Origin of the sequence: Amycolatopsis sp. NPDC021455 (assembly GCF_040640995.1) — a bacterium.
Lineage (GTDB): Bacteria > Actinomycetota > Actinomycetes > Mycobacteriales > Pseudonocardiaceae > Amycolatopsis.
Genome location: NZ_JBFACT010000073.1, coordinates 1 through 17844 on the forward strand (window position 1 = coordinate 1; position 17844 = coordinate 17844).

Consider the following 17844-nt stretch of genomic DNA (forward strand, 5'->3'; position numbering starts at 1 on the left):
TGTTTGTGCTTGCCGCTGTAGTGGGCCCGGTTCGCCGGGCCGGTGCGGCGGCGGGTGCGGATCAGGGTGCCGTCGGCCAGCACCACCACCTGCCCCCGCGCGGCCAGCCGCCGCAGCACCCGGTTGAGCCGGGTGGCCCGGCCGGACAGCAGGCCGATCACCTCCAGCAGCCAGCGCCGCAGCGTGGCGGGCGAGATCCCGTTCGGGCCGGCCAGATCCAGGAGCCGCTCGTCCTTGCGCAGCATCGCCAGCACCAGCACCGCCTGCTGGGTGGGGGTGACCTTGCGCCAGCGGGACCCGATCTTTGTCCGGTGTGCGGTGATCAGGCCGGCCAGCCAGCTGATCGTGGCTGCCGAGACCGGCAACGCGCTGCGGTAGGAGATCGGCGTGGTGGTGGGGTGTGAGACAGTGGGTGCGGAGCCCCCGCATGTTCCTTCTTGAGTCACGACTTGATCAACATGCGGGGGCTCCGCCACGTTCCCCGGCCAGCCAGGTCCCGTCCCCAACCCCGTTACGAGACAACCACAACCAGCACCGTCAACACCCCTGACCAGCACAATCAGGATGAAAAGTCCCCAATGGGGTCAGCTCGGGGATGGTGCGCTTGTGGTGACGGCGTCGACGAAGCGCAGTACTCGCGCGTTGACCTCGTCGGCGGACTCTGCCGAGAGGGCGTGGGAGGCGTCGGGCCACAATTCGGCTTGTACCTGAGGGATCAGCGTGCGGGCTCTGGCGAGTGCGGCCGGGGCGCGGTGGATGACGCTGCGTCCGGCGATCAGTGCGAGCACCGGGATGCGGATGGAGTGCAGTTGTTCGTCGGTGAAGTACTCGGGTGGCGGCGCGCCGATCCGGTAGTCGCGGATGCCCGCGTCGATCACCGCCGCGACCGGGTCGTCGGCCGGCACTGACACGCCGCCGGAGATCCAGCTCAGAAACGCCGGCCGGGTCCAGCGGGAGATCACCGGCAGGCCGGCCAGCATCGTGCGCCAGAGCATCGCGGCGGGGAGGTGGCCCAGGGTGCGCACCGGGTCCAGCAGGCTCACCGAGGCCAACCGGCTGGGCGCGCGCACCGCCAGGTTGCAGGCGATCCAACCACCGAAAGACACTCCTACGAGGTGGACCGAGCGCAGGTCCAGCGCGCCCAGCACGGCCTCCAACCAGACCGCCTGGTCGGCCGCGTCGCGCAACGGCCTGGTCTGAACACTGCGTCCAGGCTCGCCGAGCAGGTCCACCGCGTACACGGGGTGGCGGGCGGCGAACGCGGAAAGGTTGGGCCGCCACATGACGGCGGTGCCGGCGCGGCCGGGCAGCAGCACCATCGGCGACCCGTCTGCCGGGCCGAAGCGGTACACCCGGACCGAACCGAAACCGGTCGCCACGTCGTACGTGGCCACCGGCTCGGGCAGGGCGCGCATGCCGGCGTCGTAGACCGCGTCGAACGCGGTTTTCGCCTGCGCTGACCGGAACCCGCCGATCCGCATGAGCTCACCTCCGTGGTTTGCGATACGATCGGATTGTAAACCGTTCACCAAGCAGGTGCCGATGCCCAAACGAGTCGACCATGACCAACGCCGGCGGGAGATCGTCGCGGCGCTGTGGCGCATCGCCAGTACCGGCGGCCTGGAGGCGGTCAGCCTCGGCGAGGTCGCGGTCGAGGCCGGCGTGTCCAAGGGCATGGTCCAGCACTACTTCGGCAGCAAGCAGGAGATGCTCCGATACGCAACCGGCTACCTGCGCGCCCGGGTCGAACAGCGGATCAGCCCGCAGCCACCGACGCTACGCGGGTTGCTGCTGGCGCTGCTGCCAGTGGACGAGGACAGCCGCACGGAGTCGTTGGTCGCCAACGCTTTCTTCTTCCGCGCGCTCAACGATCCCGCACTGGCAGCCCGGTTCCGCGAGGGCAACACCATGCTCCGTGACACCCTCGCCGCGCGGATCACCGACGAGATCCCAGCCCTGGACCCCACCGAGGAGGCCGACACCCTGCTCGCCCTGCTCAGTGGCCTGACCAACGCCCTCCTGCTGGGCCACCACAACGCCGCCGCCGCCACAGCACTGCTCGACCACCACCTCGTCAGGATCGGCGCACACCGCAACTCCCCACCCTGACTGCTCCTGGCTCACGCCGCGGGGAGCTTGTATCTGGTCGCCCGGCCTGGCGATGAGTACTGTCGCTGGAGTGACCGAAGTGGGCGCTGGGCCCGGCACCTCCGGATGAGCCCATGGAACCGACCACGAAGAATCCCGGCGATCTTCGGCGTTCGGCTGCCGAGCATGTGGCCTTGCGGCGAGTGGCGACGCTGGTGGCGCGGGGCGCCGCTCGTGCTGAGGTCTTCGAGGCACTGGTGACCGAGGTGGGCCTGCTGATCTCCGCGACCGACGCGGCCCTCGTGCGGTTGCACGACGACGAGACGGTGACCATGATCGGGCGCTGGAACGAGTCCGACGGGTACCAGAGCATCGGGGTCCGGCACCCGTTCGGCTCCGGCACCCTGGCCCGGCTGATCTGGGACGGCAAGCGTCCGGGCCGGATCAGGAGTTACACGGGCTCCTCGGGTTCGCTGGCCGAGATGATCCGCGGCTGGGGCTGGCGATCGTCAGTCGGTGCGCCGGTCATCGTCGACGGAACCGTGTGGGGTCTTACCGCCGTCGGTTCGGCGAACGACCAGGAGCTCCCGCCCGGGACAGAGAACCAGCTGGCAGCGTTCACCGAACTGCTGGCCATCGCGATCGCCAACGAGCAGAGCCGCGAGGAGCTTGAGCAGCTCGCGGCCGAGCAGGCCGCGCTGCGGCGGGTGGCCGAGCTCGCGGTACACGACGCCCCGCCGGATGAGGTGCTCGAGGCGGTGGTCACCGAGGCTTCGCGCCTGGTCGGCGTCGCCTTCACCACGTTGTTGCGCTTTGAGCCTGACGGAGCGACCGAGGTGGTGGCGATCCACGACCCGCCGGACGGCGTGACCGTGGGGATGCGTGCCTCGGGCGACGGTGACGGCGCCACCCAGCGCGTCTGGCGAACCCGGCGGCCGGCCCGCACCGACCAGCTGACGGCCATGTCGGGCGCGTGGCCGCGGCTGGCCGCGAGCCAGGGGTATTCGTCGAGCGCTGCGGCGCCGGTCCTGGCCGAGGACCGGCTGTGGGGCGCTCTGGTGGCAGCTGGGAGGGGGGCTTTGCCGCCTCGGATCGAAGAACAGCTTTCGCGTTTCGCCGAGCTGGCCGGCACGGCGATTGCCAGTTCCCAGGCGCGTGCCGACGTCCAGGCGCTGGCTGACGAGCAGGCGGCGCTGCTGCGCGTCGCCGAACAGGTGGCCCGCGGCGGACCGCCGGACACGATCTTCGCGGCGGTGGCTGCCGAAGCTCAGCAGCTTCTCGGCGGCCAGCCGATGACACTCGTCCGCTTCGAGGAGGACGCGGCGCTGGTGGTGGTGAGCCGCAGCGGCGGTCCTGCGCCGCCCGGGACGCGCATCGCCTACGCGTCCGGCACGTTGCCCGACCGCGTCCGGCGGACGGGGCGCCCGGTGCGCGTGGACGACTACGGCGTCGAACCCGACGCTGCCCTTGCCCGGGAGTTCGGCCTGACCGCCGCGGTCGCCGCACCGATCGCGCTGGAGAGCCGCGTGTGGGGAATGCTCACCGCCACCTCGGCCGACGGGCCGCTGGTGCGCGGGGTCGAGGATCGTCTTCAGCAGTTCGCCAATTTGGCCGGCACCGCGGTGAGCAACGCGGCGAGCCGCGCGCAGCTGATCGCCTCGCGCGCCCGGGTCCTGTCGACGGCCGACGAGACGCGGCGGCGGCTGCAGCGTGACGTTCATGACGGTGCGCAGCAGCGTCTGGTCCAGACGGTCATCACCTTGAAGCTGGCCCGGCAGTCACTCGCCGATCACGATGTGCAGGCCGGCGTCGACCGTGTCGAGGAAGCACTCAAGCACGCTCAGCGCGCTACTGATCAACTGCGTGAGCTCGTCAGCGGGATTCTCCCGGCGGGGCTGACCCGCAAGGGCTTGCGCGGCGGAGTGGAGTCGTTGCTTGCTGACCTGCCGCTGCCGGTGGACGCTGTTGTCGATATGCCCCGGCTGCCCCCGGAGATCGAGACCACCGCCTATTTTGTCGTGGCCGAGGCGCTGACCAACGTCGTCAAGCACGCCCGCGCCAGCCGCACCTGGGTTCGCGCCGGCCTCAGCGACGGCGCGGTGCGCATCGAGGTGGGTGACGACGGGGTCGGCGGAGCTCAGGCCGGAATGGGCTCTGGTCTGACCGGGCTCTTCGACCGGGTCGAGGCACGCGGCGGCGCGCTTCGCATCATCAGCCCAGTGGGTATGGGGACGACGGTGGAGGCTACGGTGCCGGTTGGCGAGCCGCTCCCGCCCACGCCGGGAATGCCCCATTAGCCGCCAGGCGGCCGATCCTCTGCGCGGGCCTGCAAGCGTGGCCCGGCGTTGCGCACGTAGGCCAGTACGGCGAGGACCCGGCGATGTCCGGTGCTTCCGGCGCCGATGTCGAGCTTGCGGAAGATGGCGGTCACGTGCTTTTCCACGGCCGCCTCGCTGATGGCGAGCGTCGCGGCGACGCCGGCATTCGACTTACCCTCGGCCATCACGGCGAGCACGGCCCGCTCGCGGGCCGTGAGCTGACGCAGCGGGTCGTCCCGGCGATCGCGGCCCAGCATGCGGCGCACGACCGCGGCGTCCAGGGCGGTCCCCCCGGACGCGACCCGCCGGATCGCGCTGACGAACGTCTCGACATCCCCGACCCGCTCCTTGAGCAGGTAGCCCACCCCTTCGGGCCGGTCCCCGATGAGGTCCAGGGCATAGGACTCCTCGTTGAACTGCGAGAGGACCAGAACCCCGAGCGTGGGCCGGCGGTGTCGCAGCTCCATGGCCGCGACCAGCCCGTCATCGCCTCGGTGAGGAGGCATCTGGACATCCACGATGACGACGTCCGGACGGTAGGCCAGCACCTTGCGGAACAGGTCTTCGGCGTCCCCGGCCTGGGCCAGGACCTCGAGCCCTGCCTCCGCCAGCAGGCGCACGATTCCCTCACGCATCAGGACATCGTCCTCGCCGACGACCACGCGCACGGCGCGGTCCGTCTCACCCATCGAGCATCCGGCGGAACTGCGATCCGGCCATGTCGGTCTTCGGGACGAAGCCGACAGCGCCCGCCTGCCGGGCCTCGGAATCGGTGGCCGCGCCGGAATCGGACGAAATCAGCAGCACTCGGGGCTGCCACGACATCAGCTGCATGCGCGCGGTCAACTGGAAACCGTCGCCGTCCGGTAGCCCGACGTCGATCAGCACGGTGTCGGGACGGAGCTCGGTAACTCGCTCCACTGCCTCCGCGATACTGCCGGCTTCCCCGACGACATCATGACCCCATGAGCGCAGGAGCCCGATCGCAAGCTGACGAAAGGACGAGTCATCGTCGACGACGAGAACCGACCGGGGCATGGCCACATCTTTCCAGCCTGGTTGGCTTGGCGAGGTAGGGCTGGCCGGAAATCTCGGCGGGCCGGCCGTAGTTCACTCGCGGGTGAGCACGACTGTGCCGTCGGGCCAGGGGGTCTGGGCAGGGCCGCGCCCCGCTGACAGGCTGCCCGGGAAAGCGAGCTTCCCAGGAGGGCGCCATGGGCACCATGACCGTCGGCCAGGAAAATTCCACCCCGATCGAGCTGTACTACGAGGACCACGGAAGCGGCGACCCGGTCGTCCTGCTGGCCGGCTGGCCGCTGGACAGCCGGTCCTGGGAACCGCAAATTCACCCCCTCCTGGAAGTGGGGCATCGCGTTGTCGCCTACGACCGCCGCGGGTTCGGCCGATCGAGCCGGCCAACCGAGGGCTATGACTTCGACGCCCTGGCCGATGATCTCCACCAGCTGCTGACCAAGCTCGATCTCCGCGAGGTGACGCTGATCGGCTTCTCGCTGGGCACTGGCGAGCTGGCCCGCTACATCGGCACCCACGGCACGGGACGGCTGAGAAGCTGCGTCTTCATCGAGACCCTGGCGCCGTCGTTTGCCAAGTCCGGCGAAAACCCCGAGGGCGTCGACCAGGCCGGGGTGGCCGGCGTGCAGAAGGCGATCCTCGACGACCGGTTCGCCTGGCTGACCGGGCTGGTCGAGAACCTGCTCAACCTCGACGACTACCTCGGCAAACGGGTGAGCGAACAGACCGTTCGCGCCGTCTGGAACGCCGGTGCCGATGCCTCACCATGGGCGACCTGGGCGTGCCCGCCCGGCTGGCTGGTGGACTTCGGCGACGACATCACCAAGATCGACATCCCGACGCTGATCCTGCACGGCACCGCCGACCGGATCCTGCCGATCAACGGTCAGGGCCGTCGGCTGCACGCCGCGCTGCCCGCGGCGCGGTATGCCGAAATCGACGGTGGCCCGCACGTCATGGGCATCACCCATGCCGAAGAAGTCAACCGCGAGCTGCTCGCCTTCCTGCGCGGCACCGCGCCGACGCCATGACCGGCCCCGGCTCCCGCGATGACCTCGCCGGGACACTCAAGCGCACCGAACTGCAGCGCGCCGCGTCCTCGATCCCCGGCCGCGAGATCGTCCAGGTGCTCACCGAGATCCCGGCCGGCGTGCAGTCCGGCTGGCACCGGCATCCCGGTGAAGAGGTCGGCTTCATCGTGGCCGGCACCGTGCGCATGGAGATCCAGGCCCGGCACACGCTCACCCTGCACGCCGGCGACGGCTTCCTGATCCCGCCCGAGACGCCGCACAACGCCACGGACCTCGGCCCCGGAACGGGCCGCATGCTTTCCACCTACCTCGTCGAACCGGGAAAGCCACTGGCCGTGTTCACCAAGCCATGACGACGAAGTACATCCACGCCGATCACCGCCGACCCTGATCGCGGACATCGCTTCCGGAAGCGGCTGACCTGATGAGGAGCAGTCGATGAGCACAGCAGGGAATGGTCCGGGCGACTCTGCCGCCCCGGGGCGGGGCGATGAGGCGACTGCGGCGCCGGCTGCTTCCGCGCGATTGCCCAGTGGACCGCCGGGGCGCGGCCGCGGGTATTGGGCCACCCTGGCCGCGATCGGAGCAATCGGGGGTGTGCTGTCCGGGCTGTTCGCGATCGGTGGCGGTATCTTGATGGTTCCCCTGCTGATGTGGCGCGCCCATCTCGGCCAGCGGCAGGCCGCGGCGACCTCGCTGGTGGCCGTCATCCCCGCCGCCGTCGTCGGTTCGGCCACCTACTTGGCTCACGGCGCCGTCAGCATCGCAGGCGCCGCCCTACTGGCGCCGGGCGTGGTCGCCGGAGCGGTCGCCGGCAGCCAGCTGCTGCGGCGCCTGCCGCTGGCCTGGCTGCGGTGGCTGTTCATCGCCTTCGTCCTCGCGAACGCGGTCCGCCTGCTGGCCGTCGCGCCCGAGCGCGGCCACCCGGTCCACCTGACAGCAGGGGTAGCGCTCGGCTATGTCGGCGTCGGCCTGGTGGTCGGGATCGCCTCCGGCCTGTTCGGCATCGGCGGCGGGATCATCGCCGTGCCGCTCCTGATCTCCGGCTTCGCCGTCAGCGACCTGATCGCGAAGGGCACGGCGCTGCTGGTCAGCATCCCGGCCGGCGTGGCCGGCACCGTGACGAGCCGGCGTAGCGGCCTGGTCGATGTCCGCGCCGGGCTGGTCGTCGGTACCGCGGCCGCCGCCGCCTCGGTACCAGCCGTGTACGCCGCGCTGGTGATCCCTCCCGCCCTGTCGGGAATCTTGTTCGCGGCGCTGCTGCTGGCCGTCGCCGTCCAGCTGGTCATCAAGGCGCTAGCCGCCCAGCGGATCCAGGCAGCGGCCACCGAGCGGTCGCCGAGTCACCGGTGAGCACATCAGGCGACCTCGCCCCTGTCCCTGCCTCGGCATCAAGGGACGCCCGCGCCCGGCACGGGCGCGGACCCGCCGGGAACGGCCTGGTTCCCGGCAATCACGAAAGAAGGAGAGAACGATGGGCACTGTCACCACCGCCGACGGCACGGAGATCTTCTACAAGGACTGGGGAGCCGGCCGGCCGGTCGTCTTCAGCCACGGCTGGCCCCTGACCGCCGACGCCTGGGATGATCAGCTGTTCCTGCTGGCCTCCCACGGCTACCGCGCCATCGCGCACGACCGCCGTGGCGGCGGCCGGTCCGGCCAGCCCTGGGACGGCAACAACCTCGACACCTACGCCGACGACCTGGCCGCGGTCATCGACGCCCTCGACCTGCACGACGCGGTCCTGGTCGGCCACTCCACCGGCGGCGGGGAGGTCGCCCGCTACATCGGCCGCCACGGCACCTCCCGGGTGGCCAAGGCGGTGCTGCTCAGCGCGATCCCGCCGCTGATGCTCAAGACGAGCGCCAACCCCGAGGGCCAGCCCCTGGAAGTCTTCGACGGCCTACGGGCCAGGCTGACCGCCGACCGGTCCCAGTTCTACCAGGACCTCAGCGAGCCCTTCTACGGCGCCAACCGCACGGGCAGCACCGTGTCCCAGGGCCTGCGCGATTCGTTCTGGCTGCTGAGCATGACCGTGGGCGAGAAAGGAGCCTACGACTGCATCAAAGCCTTCTCCGAGACCGACACCACCGAGGACCTCAAGAAGTTCGACGTGCCGACCCTGATCATCCACGGCGACGACGACCAGATCGTCCCCATCGCCGCCGCGGCACTGAAATCAGCGAAGATCATCCCGAACGCGACTCTGAAGGTCTATCCCGGCGCCCCGCACGGCCTGGCCCAGACCACCGCCTACAAGGACACCTTCAACAACGACCTGCTCGACTTCATCAAGTCCTGAGCCGAATCCCCGCAATCGCATCCCGCGGATCAGCGACAGCCTCGACCTGGTGGGCGCGCCGACAGACTGCCCAACGGGTGGGTGCCGGTCAGCGCCAGGCCCGACTTCGCGTTCACGATCCGGTAACCGCCGTTCGGCGGCTTCGGCAACCGGTGCCGTGATCAGCGGTGCGCGTCGCGGAATTCGCCCGGCGTGACCCCGGCGCGGCGGGTGAAGAACTTCCCGAAATTGGTGGGCTCGCTGAAGCCGAGCCGGCGGGCGATGACCGCGACCGGTTCGCCGGTGTGGGCGAGCAACCGCTGCGCCTCCAGCACCACGCGGCCGTCGATGACCTGCTTGACCGGCTGCCCCGTGGCGGCCAGGCAGGCGCGGCTCAGGGTCCGGACGGAATAGCCGAGACGCTGCGCGTAGTCCTCCGCGCGGCGGACCGTGGCGTACCGGCGTTCGAGCTCGGCGCGGAACCGCGTGTAGATCTCACCACCGGCCCGGGGATCGGTCCCCGGGCCGGGCAGCCGGTCGACGTGCAGGAGCAGCACGGCAAGCTGCAACCGGAGGATCTCGGGCGAAACGGTCTCCGGTGGACGGTCGAACTCCGCACGCAGCCGGCCCATGAAGTCCGCCACCACGGCGTGGTCCGGGCTGGTGCCCAGCTGACGGCAGACCGGGCCGGACCACGCGCCGACCACGCGCTCGACGCCGCTGAACGCCGGCGGGAAGGCCGGGGTGAACATCAGGTGCGCGCCGTCCGCCGTGCCGATGTCACCGAAGCCTTGCACCTGGCCGGGCCGCACCCACAGCAGTGTGCCGGGACGGCAGGGGTGGGTCACGAAGTCGACGGTGCGGGTCCCGGTTCCCGCGGTGACCAGCGTGAGCGAGTGGAAGTCGACGCGGTGGAGGCCGCCGGGCCGCCGCATCCGGGCGTGCAGGGTGGCCAGGTCGACGATCTCGAAGCCGGGGACGCCCGCGTCCGGCGGGTGGAATCCGAGGCTGGGGATCGGCTCGTCCGGCATCACACCTCCGTGTCCGGTTCTGACCATGCCAGGTCTGCAGCGTATCTCGCCTGCCTGGGGGTCTGGCGACGAAAGTGGTCACCACGACGGCGACACCGACGCCGTCCGACCAGGAGGAGTGATCGCCGTGAACGGCAGTGTCACGATCATCGACAAGGGCGCGGTCCGCATCCACAGCTACATGGCGCCGGACGACAGCGTGCACGTCACCACGCAGCTGATCGAGACCCCCGCGCAGGTCGTCGTCGTCGACGCGCAGTTCGTGCTGGCCTACGCCGACGAGGTGGCGGCCTACGCACGGGGCCTGGGCAAGCCACTGGACCGGGTGATCGTCACCCACGCCCACCCCGACCACTTCACCGGCGCCGCCCGGTTCGGCGCGCCGGTGCACGCCCTTTCCGTGGTCCGCGACCAGATCGCCGCGCTGGGCGACAGCCAGGACCCGACCGGCGCCGTCGTGCCGGCCGCCGACATCACCCCGACCGTGGTCATCGAGCCCGGCACCGAGGTCATCGACGGCGTGCCGTTCGTCTTCGAGGCCTACACCGGCGGCGAAGCCACCGACGAGCTGGTGATCAAGCTGCCGGAGCAGGGTGTCCTCGTCGCCCAGGACCTCGTGTACCACGACATCCACCTGTTCCTGGGCAACAACGACATCGCGGGCTGGCAGAAGGCGATCGAACGGCTCGCGGGCGAAACCGGCTACGACACCGTCCTCGTCGGGCACGGCACCCCCGCCGGGCCCGAGGTCTACGACCGGATCACCCAGTACCTGGCCGACGCGGCCGAACTGCTCGGCGACGACGGCGAGGCCTACAAGAAGGCCATCGTGGACCGCTACCCCGGCTACGGCAGCCCGTTCCTCATCGACATCGCCAACCGGTACCTCTTCGGTGCCGGACACGCCTGATCCGTCAGCGCCGCCAGGGCAGCTCGGCCGCGGGACGGTCCGGATCGGACAGTCCCGCCAGGACGATCTCGCACACTTCGCCGAACACCCGGACCTGCTCCGGATCCAGGCGGTCGAAGACCGCGGCCCGCACTGCGAAGTCACCCGGACGGGCCCTCACCGCGAGATGCCGAAGCGTCTCATCGGCCTGGTGCACGATGCCCGGCGGACCGTCCTCAGCCCGCCGGGGTGAAGCCACCCTGCACCGTGTGGGCGCCGTCGGCGGCGGTGGCTTGCACGCGATACGTGTCGGCGTCGGCGCGGCGCGAACCGGCGGCGTGGTTGTATTGGGCGGCGAAGATCTGGTGCGCGGCCGGGATGGTCCGGCCCGGCTTGAGCTCCCAGCGGTACACCAACGCGCCGCCGCTCTCCTGCGCGGTGACGGTGAAGTCGTCGGCGGGCCCGGTCTGCCACTGGCCGGTGCTCCGCACACCCCCGGTCTGCGTGACGCGCACTTCCACGACCAGTGCGGTCAGGGGGCGGGTGGTGTCGAGGGTGAGGGCGCTCTGGGCCCAGTAGACGGTGCTGTGCGGGTCGACGGCGCCCTGTGCCGACAGCGGCCCGTCCGAGACCCGGTTTCCCGCCGGGCCGGCCGGGGGCGGGGTGCTCGACGACGGACGGCCCGTGGTCGTCCGGTTCGGATTCGCCGTCGCGGGCGGCGATGCCGGACCGCCCGTGAGGGACTGCGTGGCGCTGGGCGCTTCCGTCGGGCTCGGGACGGAGAGCGTGGTCTCGCCGTCCGGGCGCGCCGGCGCGGTCTGGGCGCTTCCGGCGACGGCGAGGCCGGCGACGACCAGGATGCCCGCCGCGGCGGAGCCGGCGAGCACCACCTTGGGCCAGGACCTCGCGATGCCCGGCCGCGGCGGAGGGGCGGTGGTGCCGGCCATGCCGCGGTGGACGCGGGCCAGCATCCGGTCGCGGTCGGGCTGGTGGGCCTCGGCGGCCTCGCGCAGCCGCCTGCCGATCTCTTCGTTCACCGGCTTCCCTTCTCCGCCGCCATGTCCTTGACCGCGTGCACCCCGAGCACGCGTTCCAGTTCGGCCAGCCCCTTGGAGGTCTGGCTCTTCACCGCGCCGACCGAGATGCCCAGTGCTCGCGCGGTGTCCTTTTCCGACAGGTCGAAGGCGTGCCGGAGGACGACGCAGGCCCGCTTCCCGAAGGGCAGCCGGTCCAGGGCCGCCCGGACGTCCACCACGGCGGCCACGTCCGGACCCGCCACCGGCTGCGGGCCCCGTGACCAGAACAGCGCGACCCGGCGGCGCTCACGCGTCGCGCTACGGACGCGTTCCCTGGCCAGGTTCGCCACGACACCACGGGCGTACGCGAGCGGGTGCTCGGCCTCACGCAGCCGGTCCCAGCGCTGCCACAAGGCGACCAGGGCGTCGGCCGCCAGGTCGTCGGAAGCGTCCGCTTCGCCGGTCAGCAGGTAGGACAGCCGCCCCAGCTCGGCGTAGTGCCGTTCGAAGAAGTCGTGGAACTCCGCCGACGTGTCATCGAGGAGCATGTGTCCCGGCTGTCCTCTCCCTGCCCATGCCCCCGTCCCAGGCGGCAACGTACCAGTGGCGACCCGCGGCCGGGCCGGCGCGGACACCGGCCCGGTGCAGGTCATGACGGCTCGCCGTACAGCACGCCGCGGCCGTACTCGTCCAGGTCGCCGGTGATGACGCCGGAGCCGGCGCCCCCGCCGTACTGGTGCAGGTCGCCGTCGACCCGCGGCCAGGCACCGCCACCGTCGGCGGACCGGAAGATCCCGGTGACACCGCCGACCGTGCGGACGGGGTAGCGCACAGGGTAGCTCGCACCGGGCGCGGACTTGCCGAAGCCGACGGCGGCGGCCACCTGGACCCCACGCGGCCTGCTGAAACTCGCTCCACCGTCGGTGGAGTGCGGAAGCCCGCCGGCGCGGGCGGTGAAGCTCTTGGCGCCGTCAGTGCCGTCGAACAAGGTGGCGCCGCTGAGGGCGTGGAAGGTGCCGGCCGCGGCGCGGTCGGCCACCACGGTCGCGCCCGAAGGCAGGCCGGCGGACACCGTCCAGCTCGCGCCCTGGTCCGTGGAGAAGTGCGGCACCCGGCCCGACGCGGTCCACGCCACGGTGCCGCCGCCCGCGGCCACCGCGGGGGCCGCCGGTTTGGCCGGGGTGGCGGCTTTCGCCAGGTTCCACCGCTGGTCGGCGCTGCCCCGGTCGGCGGGCTGGGCGACCACACGGCGGTCGGTGCCGCCGGTCACGCTCAGGACCCTCGCCCCGTCGCGCGAGACGATCTTCACCGCCCCGCCGCCGACGTCGCGCAGCTGCCATTGCTGGGTGGTGGCGCCGGTGTCCGGCTGCTGTTCGACATCGGCCGCCGCCGTGGCGGAGCCGCGGATCCCCAGCACCTTTCCGCTGTTGTGGTTGACCAGCAGGCAGTAGCCGCCTCCCAGCGGCTTCAGCTGCCACTGCTGGCTCGCGGCGCCGGCGGCGCGTTTCTCCGGCTGGATCCGGGCCCCGTCCGCGGCGTCGCCCGCGGCCACGGCCAGGGCGGTGTCGTCGCGCGCCGAGACGAACTGGTAGTAGGCGGCCGAGTCCACCTGCACCGGCTCGGAGCCGTCCCGGGTCAGCGCCAGACAGGGAACCACGAGCGCGGGAACACCCACCGCCAGGGCGATCGCCATCCAGCGGCCACGGTGCCGCCGGCGTCCCGGTGGCACGGTACCGGCGTGCCGGGCACCAGTGGACCTGGTCTTTCGCAAAGCAGCACTCCTCGGGCCCGCCGGGCCGGCCCGTCCCGGCCTCGGCTCTCCCCCCTGGTTGCCGCCGCGCCCGGAAAGGTTTCCGCCCGCGGGCTCGGAGACCGGTTCAGCTCCGCGACGCCCTCGGCGAGGCCCGCGCTTCGCCGTGCCTGGTGCTCCTGTCCGGCAGAACCGGCCCGATCGAGCGTGCCCCGGCAGAAGCCGGGAGCGGGTCGGCCCGCCCGGCGGATGAGTGCCTTCCCGTCAGGCGGTGCCGAGGTCCAGGAGCCGCCGGGCACCGCGCGCCGCCGTGTCCTATGCAGACAGCCGAGGGCCGGGTGTCGCCGACCCGATGATCAGCGGGTGCACCACCGAAGGCATCCCTCGCCACCGCGCCGTGCCCAGGTCCTCGATGTCGAACCGCTGCTTGAGAAGCGCAACGGTGTCGCGATCGCACCGGCAGCCCTGCGCGAACGCCGCCCACGGCCCCGCCAGCCGCGTCTGCCTGCGCGCCGGTTTCGGGTCCTCGGCACGCACGTGCTCGCAGAACAGCAGCCGCCCACCGGGCCGCAGCACCCGCACGAGCTCGGCCAGCACACGATCGACGTCGGGCACCGTGCAGAGGACCAGCGTCGACACGACCGTGTCGACGCTCGCGTCCGCCATCGGCAGCACATCCGCCCGGGCCCGCACCAGCCGCATCCCGGTGCGGCCCGCCACGCGCTTTTCGAGTCGCCGGTACATCGCCGGTGCGGGCTCGGTCAGCACGACCTCCGCCGTCGCGGGGTAGTGCCCGACGTTGAGCCCGGTCCCCGCCCCGATCTCGACCACCTGGCCATGCGCGCGCCTCAGCAGGTCCCCGCGCCGGCCCGCCATGCCGAGCCGCTCCCCCCGGCGCAGGAACGGCTCGTACAGTGCCGCCCCGAACCGTGCCCAGAGCCCGTCCCGTACCCCCACGCTGTCCCCTCCGGCCATCGTTCCTCCTTCACACCGCCGATGCGACGCAGCACATCAGCCACCGGCCGCCCACCGCATCACCCGCTCGTGCCATTCCGGAGGCTGGCCGGAACGGGCCACGCGGGTCCGGGCCACGGCCTACGCTCGAGGAATGCCGGGACCAGACCAGCTCGTGCGGTTCACAGGTGGCCCCAACGATCGCCCCCTCGCCTACGCGACCGTCGGCGCAGGACCACCGCTGGTCGTCGGCGGCTGGTGGTGCGGGCACCTCGAACTGGACTGGCGGAACCCGTCGTTCCGCCGGTTCGCCGGCCTGCTCGGCGACCGGTTCACCCTCGTCCGCTACGACCGGCCCGGCGTCGGCATGTCCGACGCGGCCGGGCCGCTGGCCACGTCGCTCGCGGAAGAAGTGGCCGCGTTGAGCGCCGTCGTCGACGCGGCCGGGGAGAAGGTGAGCCTGTTCGGTGGTTCGTCCGGCGGCTGCGCCGCGATCGCGTACGCGGCGGCCCACCCCGGCCGCGTGGAGCGGCTCGTCCTCTACGGCAGCTACCTCCGCGGCGCCGACATCGCCACGCCGGAGGCCCGCGATTCCCTGCTGGCGGTCGTCGGACGGCACTGGGGCGTGGGATCCCGGGTGCTCGCCGACCTGTTCCTGCCGACCGCGACCGCAGCGGAACGCGACGAGTTCGTCCGGTTCCAGCGCGCAAGCCTCACCGCGGAGAAAGCGGCGCGCTCGCTCGCGGCGGTGTACGCGTTCGACGTCCGAGACCAGCCGGGCACGATCGAGGTGCCGACGCTCGTCCTGCACCGCCGCGACGATCGCGCGATCCCGTTCGCCCTGGGCCAGGACGTCGCCGCCCGCATCCCAGGCGCCGGCTTCGTGCCGCTCGACGGCACCGACCACCTGCCCTGGCGCGGGGACGTGGAAGGGCTCGTCCACGCCGTGCGGGAGTTCCTCGGCGCGGGCCGGCCCGCCCGCCGGGCCGGCTCGCCACGCCACGAGCTCTCCGAACGCGAACTCGATGTGCTGCGTCTGGTCGCGCAAGGGTCGAGCGACCAGGAGATCGCGCGCCGGCTCGGGATCAGCGCCCACACCGCGCACCGCCACGTGTCGAACATCCGCACCAAGCTGGGTGTGTCGTCGCGAGCGGCGGCCGCCGCGCACGCCGCCACCGCCGGGCTGCTTTGACTCGACCCGAAGTCACGGCTGCCGGTGGTGGCGGTTGCGTCGCTGTCGCCGACTCCCTGCCGGTCCTGCAGCGCAACCGAAGAACATGATCTCCGGCGGTTCACGATTACCGGCAGCTGTTCCTTGATCATCGGAGCCGTTCGCCGAACGCGATAACGGCGGTCGAGACCGTGGCGATGAGGGGTGTGGGGCAAGGACCGCGAACAGCGGCGGGTACGGCTCGAAAACGACGTGGGGCGCCTTCTCCGGCGAAGACACCCGCGGCTGCGGGGTCTGGGCGGTCACCGTCCACGTCTACGCGGCCGGCTCCGATTTGGGCGGAGCCCGGACGTTCTACAACCCGTACAGCGGCCCGAACTGCTGAGGTAGCCACGCAGGGCCGGGGCGCGCCGGCCGCCGGCCCTGCTGTGTCCGCCGAGGTTCTCCGTGGCCCAGCCTCCGGGCCGGCTTGCGGTTACCAGGAAACGGGGCCGAGGCGATCGATGAAGATCCCGGTCGGTCCGTCGGCGTCGAGCGTCGCGAGTTCGATGATCGGGTCGGTGCCCTCGGTGACCGTCAGCTGGCCGGTGTGGTTGTTCATGTCGGTGGCGGCGAACTTGCGGTTGGCGACCTCGCCGGGGGTGATGGCGTTGAACTTGATGTTCGGGAGCGCCTGGGCGTAGCGGACGGTGATCATGTTCAGCGCCGCTTTCGACGAGCTGTAGGCGAGCTCGTGCATTTTCGAGGCGGGCTGCGTCGGATCGGCCATGACCGCGAAGGAACCCACGGCGCTGGACACCATCACCACCCGTGGATTGTCCGCCGCGGCCAGCAGGGGGAGGAACGCGTGCGTGACCCTGACCGGCCCGTACACGTTGGTGTCGTAGACGGAATGGATCTCCTCGGCCGTCGCCTCCGCGGGTGGGACAGCGTTTCCTGGTGCGCCGGCGTTGTTGATCAGCACGTCCAGCCGGTCGGTGTGCTTCCGCACGAGCCGGACGGCGTCGGCCACCGACTCGTCCGAGGTCACGTCCAGCGGGACCATGACCACGTTCGCGCCACCGGCAGCCAGCTTGTCGGCGGCCGCCTGGCCCCGGCCTTCGTCCCGGGAGCCGAGGAAGATCGTCCAGCCCCGCTCCCCGAGCCGCCGGGCCGCTTCGAAACCGAGTCCCTTGTTGCCTCCGGTGATCAGCACCGAGGTCTGTTCCCTGTTCGTCATGCCCACCAGACACCGCTTTCCACTCGGCTGTGACCACGTGTGAACGACCTCACAGTGCGACCGGTCGGGCTTCTTGCTCCCGGTGATCGGCGGGGTTCGCGGTGGGCCGTGGGTAACCTCGGGATCATGGTGTTCGACTCGGCCCGGTTCGACCTGCGCCCGTATTCCGGTTTCGAGACGGAGCGCTTCGTCCGGCGGACGTTCTGCAGCTGGGAGGACGCGGGCTGGCGCTCCTTGCTCGTGCAGCGGTTCGAGCACGTCCCGGTGGCCGAGGACATGGCGCTGCCCGCCGCGGCCGACCTGCACCTGGTACTGCCGGTCTCCGGGCGGGCCGACATGGAGACGCGTGACGGCGGCCGGGCCGTCCACACTCGTTGGCTCCCCGGCCGAGTCCAGCTCGGCATCCCGCACCAGGCCACCATCCGCCGCTACCACGGCGACCCGGACATGCGCAGCGTCCAGGTGCACATCCCGCGCGACACCGTCGACTCCGCCGTGGCGCGACTGGGTGGCGGCATCCCGGACTTCGAGGCCATGGCCGCCTCCGTCGCCACCGGCGACCCGCTGCTCGAGGAAACGGTCCGGGCGCTCGGCTCCCCGGGCCCGGCCGACGACCTGTACGCCGAGACCGCGGCGGCCTTCCTGACCATGCACCTGCTGACCCGGCACGGCCGGCTCCGAGCCGGCCGGCCCCCGGCCCGGGAGGACGCCCGCGTGCGCGCGGCCGTCGCGTTCCTGCGCGAGCGGCTGGCCGAGCCGATCACCCTGGCCGACCTCGCCGACGAGGTGCACCTGTCGGTCTACCACCTCGTCCGGGTGTTCCGGGCCGCGACCGGACAGACCCCGCACCGGTTCCTCACCGGATTGCGGGTCGACGAGGCGAAGCGGCTGCTGCGCGAAACCGACCTGACGCTCGACCGGATCGCCCCGCGGTGCGGCTTCACCAGCCCGGGCGCCCTGTCGGCCGCGTTCGCGCGCCACACCGGAACCCGTCCGTCGGCCTACCGCAATTCCTGACCGGCACACCGCAATTCCGGGCCTGGGCCGGTGAACAGCACCGGCCC

The 17844-nt window shown here is 71.7% G+C and carries 19 protein-coding genes and 1 pseudogene; 9 read left to right on the top strand and 11 right to left on the bottom strand.

Annotation, left to right across the window (positions count from 1 at the left end):
- Positions 1–365 (bottom strand): annotated as a pseudogene (locus AB0G28_RS41775) (IS5/IS1182 family transposase); the annotation flags it as partial.
- Between the two features lie 219 nt (positions 366–584).
- Positions 585–1481, bottom strand: coding sequence for an alpha/beta fold hydrolase (locus AB0G28_RS41780; RefSeq protein ID WP_361102969.1), 897 nt, complete (start codon positions 1479–1481; stop codon positions 585–587).
- Between the two features lie 61 nt (positions 1482–1542).
- Here AB0G28_RS41780 and AB0G28_RS41785 point away from each other — a divergent pair, with 61 nt between their 5' ends.
- Positions 1543–2109 (top strand): TetR/AcrR family transcriptional regulator, encoded by a 567-nt coding sequence (locus AB0G28_RS41785; protein ID WP_361102970.1) that lies wholly within the window; start codon positions 1543–1545, stop codon positions 2107–2109.
- A 113-nt stretch (positions 2110–2222) separates the two neighbouring features.
- Positions 2223–4385: a GAF domain-containing sensor histidine kinase gene (locus tag AB0G28_RS41790; protein WP_361102972.1), complete on the top strand. Its 2163-nt coding sequence runs from the start codon at positions 2223–2225 to the stop codon at positions 4383–4385.
- Here the strand turns inward: AB0G28_RS41790 and AB0G28_RS41795 are convergent.
- A complete protein-coding gene (locus tag AB0G28_RS41795; RefSeq protein ID WP_361103048.1) occupies positions 4382–5074 on the bottom strand; it encodes a response regulator transcription factor in 693 nt (230 codons plus the stop codon). The two genes, AB0G28_RS41790 and AB0G28_RS41795, sit on opposite strands and share 4 nt — an antisense overlap.
- A 13-nt stretch (positions 5075–5087) precedes the next feature.
- Positions 5088–5444 carry a response regulator transcription factor gene (locus AB0G28_RS41800; protein ID WP_361102974.1) on the bottom strand — a complete coding sequence of 119 codons (357 nt, stop codon included), beginning with the start codon at positions 5442–5444 and terminating at the stop codon, positions 5088–5090.
- Positions 5445–5620: 176 nt separating this feature from the next.
- Between AB0G28_RS41800 and AB0G28_RS41805 the strand changes: the two genes are divergently transcribed.
- The 4 genes from AB0G28_RS41805 (at position 5621) to AB0G28_RS41820 (ending at position 8771) form a co-directional block, all read left to right on the top strand.
- Positions 5621–6469, top strand: coding sequence for an alpha/beta hydrolase (locus AB0G28_RS41805; RefSeq protein WP_361102976.1), 849 nt, complete (start codon positions 5621–5623; stop codon positions 6467–6469).
- On the top strand, positions 6466–6822 hold the full coding sequence (locus tag AB0G28_RS41810; protein ID WP_361102978.1) for a cupin domain-containing protein: 357 nt from the start codon (positions 6466–6468) through the stop codon (positions 6820–6822). Before AB0G28_RS41805 ends, AB0G28_RS41810 begins: the two co-directional genes overlap by 4 nt.
- Positions 6823–6907: 85 nt before the next feature.
- Entirely contained in the window at positions 6908–7822 is a 915-nt protein-coding gene (locus AB0G28_RS41815; protein WP_361102980.1) for a sulfite exporter TauE/SafE family protein, read from the top strand.
- A 121-nt stretch (positions 7823–7943) separates the two neighbouring features.
- Complete coding sequence (locus tag AB0G28_RS41820; RefSeq protein ID WP_361102982.1) at positions 7944–8771, top strand: alpha/beta hydrolase; 828 nt, start codon at positions 7944–7946, stop codon at positions 8769–8771.
- A gap of 161 nt (positions 8772–8932) precedes the next feature.
- Here AB0G28_RS41820 and AB0G28_RS41825 read toward each other — a convergent pair whose 3' ends face one another.
- Entirely contained in the window at positions 8933–9781 is an 849-nt protein-coding gene (locus tag AB0G28_RS41825; protein WP_361102984.1) for an AraC family transcriptional regulator, read from the bottom strand.
- Between the two features lie 127 nt (positions 9782–9908).
- Here AB0G28_RS41825 and AB0G28_RS41830 point away from each other — a divergent pair, with 127 nt between their 5' ends.
- Positions 9909–10691 (top strand): MBL fold metallo-hydrolase, encoded by a 783-nt coding sequence (locus AB0G28_RS41830; RefSeq protein WP_361102986.1) that lies wholly within the window; start codon positions 9909–9911, stop codon positions 10689–10691.
- Positions 10692–10695: 4 nt separating this feature from the next.
- On the opposite strand, the gene AB0G28_RS41835 is transcribed toward AB0G28_RS41830, so the two are convergent.
- The 5 genes from AB0G28_RS41835 to AB0G28_RS41855 all read right to left on the bottom strand — a co-directional run bounded on the left by AB0G28_RS41835 (position 10696) and on the right by AB0G28_RS41855 (position 14411).
- Entirely contained in the window at positions 10696–10824 is a 129-nt protein-coding gene (locus tag AB0G28_RS41835; RefSeq protein ID WP_361102988.1) for a hypothetical protein, read from the bottom strand.
- A gap of 82 nt (positions 10825–10906) precedes the next feature.
- Positions 10907–11707, bottom strand: a complete 801-nt coding sequence (locus AB0G28_RS41840; RefSeq protein WP_361102990.1) for a hypothetical protein — start codon at positions 11705–11707, stop codon at positions 10907–10909.
- Positions 11704–12234: a SigE family RNA polymerase sigma factor gene (locus AB0G28_RS41845; protein WP_361102992.1), complete on the bottom strand. Its 531-nt coding sequence runs from the start codon at positions 12232–12234 to the stop codon at positions 11704–11706. The genes AB0G28_RS41840 and AB0G28_RS41845 overlap by 4 nt, the downstream gene beginning before the upstream one ends.
- A 101-nt stretch (positions 12235–12335) precedes the next feature.
- The gene (locus AB0G28_RS41850) at positions 12336–13379 is read right to left on the bottom strand and encodes an RICIN domain-containing protein (RefSeq protein ID WP_361102994.1); all 1044 of its coding nucleotides are present in this window, start codon (positions 13377–13379) and stop codon (positions 12336–12338) included.
- A 372-nt stretch (positions 13380–13751) separates the two neighbouring features.
- Positions 13752–14411 (bottom strand): class I SAM-dependent methyltransferase, encoded by a 660-nt coding sequence (locus tag AB0G28_RS41855; RefSeq protein WP_361102996.1) that lies wholly within the window; start codon positions 14409–14411, stop codon positions 13752–13754.
- Between the two features lie 133 nt (positions 14412–14544).
- On the opposite strand from AB0G28_RS41855, the gene AB0G28_RS41860 reads away from it, so the two are divergent.
- On the top strand, positions 14545–15582 hold the full coding sequence (locus AB0G28_RS41860) for an alpha/beta fold hydrolase (RefSeq protein WP_361102998.1): 1038 nt from the start codon (positions 14545–14547) through the stop codon (positions 15580–15582).
- 454 nt (positions 15583–16036) lie between these two features.
- Here the strand turns inward: AB0G28_RS41860 and AB0G28_RS41865 are convergent, their stop codons facing one another.
- Positions 16037–16780, bottom strand: coding sequence for an SDR family oxidoreductase (locus tag AB0G28_RS41865; protein ID WP_361103000.1), 744 nt, complete (start codon positions 16778–16780; stop codon positions 16037–16039).
- A 126-nt stretch (positions 16781–16906) separates the two neighbouring features.
- On the opposite strand from AB0G28_RS41865, the gene AB0G28_RS41870 reads away from it, so the two are divergent.
- The gene (locus AB0G28_RS41870) at positions 16907–17797 is read left to right on the top strand and encodes an AraC family transcriptional regulator (protein WP_361103002.1); all 891 of its coding nucleotides are present in this window, start codon (positions 16907–16909) and stop codon (positions 17795–17797) included.
- Positions 17798–17844 lie beyond the last annotated feature (47 nt).

Coding starts and splice junctions, on each gene's coding strand:
- AB0G28_RS41820 (WP_361102982.1), top strand. CDS start 7,944: ATGGGCACTGTCACCACCGCCGACGGCACGGAGATCTTCTACAAGGAC.
- AB0G28_RS41790 (WP_361102972.1), top strand. CDS start 2,223: ATGGAACCGACCACGAAGAATCCCGGCGATCTTCGGCGTTCGGCTGCC.
- AB0G28_RS41865 (WP_361103000.1), bottom strand. CDS start 16,780: ATGACGAACAGGGAACAGACCTCGGTGCTGATCACCGGAGGCAACAAG.
- AB0G28_RS41850 (WP_361102994.1), bottom strand. CDS start 13,379: ATGGCGATCGCCCTGGCGGTGGGTGTTCCCGCGCTCGTGGTTCCCTGT.
- AB0G28_RS41855 (WP_361102996.1), bottom strand. CDS start 14,411: ATGGCCGGAGGGGACAGCGTGGGGGTACGGGACGGGCTCTGGGCACGG.
- AB0G28_RS41870 (WP_361103002.1), top strand. CDS start 16,907: ATGGTGTTCGACTCGGCCCGGTTCGACCTGCGCCCGTATTCCGGTTTC.
- AB0G28_RS41805 (WP_361102976.1), top strand. CDS start 5,621: ATGGGCACCATGACCGTCGGCCAGGAAAATTCCACCCCGATCGAGCTG.
- AB0G28_RS41800 (WP_361102974.1), bottom strand. CDS start 5,444: ATGCCCCGGTCGGTTCTCGTCGTCGACGATGACTCGTCCTTTCGTCAG.
- AB0G28_RS41785 (WP_361102970.1), top strand. CDS start 1,543: ATGCCCAAACGAGTCGACCATGACCAACGCCGGCGGGAGATCGTCGCG.
- AB0G28_RS41860 (WP_361102998.1), top strand. CDS start 14,545: ATGCCGGGACCAGACCAGCTCGTGCGGTTCACAGGTGGCCCCAACGAT.
- AB0G28_RS41845 (WP_361102992.1), bottom strand. CDS start 12,234: ATGCTCCTCGATGACACGTCGGCGGAGTTCCACGACTTCTTCGAACGG.
- AB0G28_RS41810 (WP_361102978.1), top strand. CDS start 6,466: ATGACCGGCCCCGGCTCCCGCGATGACCTCGCCGGGACACTCAAGCGC.
- AB0G28_RS41780 (WP_361102969.1), bottom strand. CDS start 1,481: ATGCGGATCGGCGGGTTCCGGTCAGCGCAGGCGAAAACCGCGTTCGAC.
- AB0G28_RS41815 (WP_361102980.1), top strand. CDS start 6,908: ATGAGCACAGCAGGGAATGGTCCGGGCGACTCTGCCGCCCCGGGGCGG.
- AB0G28_RS41825 (WP_361102984.1), bottom strand. CDS start 9,781: ATGCCGGACGAGCCGATCCCCAGCCTCGGATTCCACCCGCCGGACGCG.